Origin of the sequence: Mycobacterium sp. (assembly GCF_032162605.1) — a bacterium.
Lineage (GTDB): Bacteria > Actinomycetota > Actinomycetes > Mycobacteriales > Mycobacteriaceae > Mycobacterium.
In genome coordinates this window covers 1-2,616 of the sequence record NZ_JAVROT010000561.1, presented here as the reverse complement: position 1 = coordinate 2,616, position 2,616 = coordinate 1, and the positions used below count along the sequence as shown (strand labels likewise).

The following is a 2,616-nucleotide window of genomic DNA, read 5'->3' as shown; positions in this document are numbered from 1 at the left end:
CCGACCTCTGGCGGACGATGTCGATGACGTGCTGCGCGGGGCGGGCGTGCTGGCCGCCCGGATCATGTCACGGCTGGCCGCGACACCGTCCACGCACGCCGTCCGGGTCCAGGAGCTCCTCGGGCTGCGCGAGGTCGCCATCGACGGTGTCCGGCTGGCCGACGTCGCGCGCGAGTTGCGCATCGTCCCCGACGGGCACGTCGCAGTCATCGGCTTCGACGGCGCGCGGGGGGCACCCGCACGGCTCGCCGACGTTCTCGCGTTGAGCGCCAGCGCCTTTCGGCATGACGCGCAGGTGGTGGCTGGTAGTTCGCGGGTCTACGTGTTGTTCCCACACACTGGTAAGGCATCGTCGGTGTCGTCGTGGATCCGCGGCACCATCGGCGCTCTGCGCGCCGAGCTGGGGCTTGAGCTACGGGCCGTGATCGCCACTCCCGCAGCGGGTCTGGCGGGAGTCGCGGCCGCTCGCGGAGAGGTGGACCGGGTGCTCGACAGCGCCGAGCGCCACCCCGGCGCGATCGGGCAGGTGACGTCGCTGGCCGAAGCCCGCACCACGGTGCTGCTCGACGAGATCGTCACGATGATCGGTGCGGACGAGCGACTCGTCGACCCGCGTGTGCGCGAGCTCGGCGAGAAGGACCGGGCCCTGGTCGACACCCTGCGGGCCTACCTCGACAGCTTCGGCGACGTCGCCGCGGCGGCACAGTGGCTGCACGTGCATCCCAACACGGTTCGCTACCGCGTGCGCCGGATCGAGGAGTCGTTGGGGACGTCGCTGACCGATCCCGATGTCCGACTGCTGCTTTCGCTGAGCCTGCGAGCGACTGGGTAACGTGGCTAAAGTTCGAGCGCGCCGTCCGCGAGCTCGTCGAAGCGCTCAACGACCTCATCGCCGTCGGCATCGATACCACGAAGCGGTCCTCGAGGAGCCAGATACCGCTGCGCGTACAACCGCGCGACCAGCGCCTTGCGCTCCGAATGTCGGGTGGCGCGCTCCCAGGCCGCCTGCTCGGTGAGCAACGCACCTGCGTAGACGTCTCCCATGAACTGCGCGAGCGGATACAGCCTCGACTCGGCCACCGCCCCTTCCAGTTTGGTCCACGCCGTGATCGCCGCTTCGAGATCCTCGATGCTGCGTGACACCTGGTCGGTCGCTTCGTCGCCGTCGGACACCGACACCGCGTCGCGTAGCCGCGCCAGTAGCGGCTCGTCCGCCTGCATCCGTTCAATCCCCCGCCGCACGTCGAGACAGAGGATGTTGTCGGGTCCCTCCCAGATGGTGTTCACCTGTGCATCCCGGAGTAGCCTGGCCACCGGCCAGGTCTCGACATAGCCGTTACCGCCATGGATCTCAATCGCGTCCGACGCCATGGTGATGCCGAGGCGACACACCTTGAGCTTGGTGACGGGCACGGCGATGCGCTGCCGGATACGCCTCGGCTGTCGGTGGTTCGCAAAGCCGGTGCCGTCGAACACCAATGCCTGCGCAGCTTCGACGTCGACGATCATCTCGGCCAGTTTCCTTCGCATCAAAGGCTTGTCGATGAGCGCATCACCAAACGCGCGCCGCTTCCTGGCGTAACATAGCGCCTCGACCAGCGCCCGCCGCGCGTTGCCGAGCGCGAACAGGGCGATGCCAAGCCGGGCGGCGTTCGTCAGCTCCATCATGCGGGCAATGCCCTTGCCGTCGGCTGGTCCAGCGCCGCCGCTGGGTTCGCCGGAGAGCAGGAAGGCTTCGGCGTCGACGAACTCCACCTCACCGGAGGCGACGGAACGCGTCCCAAGCTTGTCCTTGAGTCGGCGGACGCGGACGCCGTTGCGGGAACCGTCGCGCCGGGTTCGTAGAACCAGAAACGTTGCGACGCCGCGGGTCGAGTCGGGGGCGCCGTCGGGCTTGGCCAAGACGACGAACGCCTCGCCGTTGCAATTCGACGCGAACCATTTGAAGCCGTTGAGCAGCCAGACGTCGCCATCGCGCGTCGCGGTGGATTCAAGGGCACCCAGGTCGGAGCCACCTGTTCGTTCCGTCAGCAGTTGCGCGGTTTCACCCTGCCACTCGCCCGAGGCGAACTTGGCCAGCACGTGGTCGCGCACGTCCGGTGGCGCGTAGGCCGCGACGAGTGACTGCACCATGCCACCGCCGGTGCCAAGGGCGCACCCCATCCCGATGTCCGCCTGGTTGAGCAGATAGTTGGATGCGAACAGCGTCATCGCCGAACTCGTCCCCGCCGCCGCGGCTTCGTCCCGAATCGAGCGCTGGGCGTCGAGGATCGTCCGTTTCGATTCGACGAACGAGGTCGGCATGACCACTCTGCTGACGTCATGGCCCCATCGGTCGTAACGCTCGAGCCGCGGCGGCGTGCGGTCGGTCTCCTCTGCCCACCGAGCGACGGGCCCGCCCATCACCTCGCCCATGCGTGTCAGGTGTCGATCGGCTAACTCCAATTCCGAGGGCTCCAGGTAGTAGGCCATCGTGAATTGCAGCGTCGGGTCGGTGCGGTACCAGTTGAGGCCCACCGCGCCCTGATAGTCGTCGGTGCGGTAGCGGTCGGCCTTTTCCGCAGTTGCGAAGGGAAGCCGATCGGCGGCCTCCATGCCGTAATCGCTCATGCTGCG

At 67.9% G+C, this 2,616-nt stretch carries 2 protein-coding genes; one reads left to right on the top strand and one right to left on the bottom strand.

All coding sequences use genetic code 11. The annotated features are described in order from the left end of the window. A partial coding sequence (locus tag QOI01_RS31090) for a PucR family transcriptional regulator (RefSeq protein ID WP_526387250.1) occupies positions 1-832 on the top strand: 832 nt, incomplete at its 5' end. Positions 833-837: 5 nt separating this feature from the next. Here the strand turns inward: QOI01_RS31090 and QOI01_RS31085 are convergent. Then, positions 838-2,610, bottom strand: coding sequence for an acyl-CoA dehydrogenase family protein (locus QOI01_RS31085; RefSeq protein WP_526387252.1), 1,773 nt, complete (start codon positions 2,608-2,610; stop codon positions 838-840). Positions 2,611-2,616 lie beyond the last annotated feature (6 nt).

What these genes read in the sequence shown, in the direction of transcription:
- QOI01_RS31085 (WP_526387252.1), bottom strand. Translation starts at nt 2,610, where the DNA reads ATGAGCGATTACGGCATGGAGGCCGCCGATCGGCTTCCCTTCGCAACT.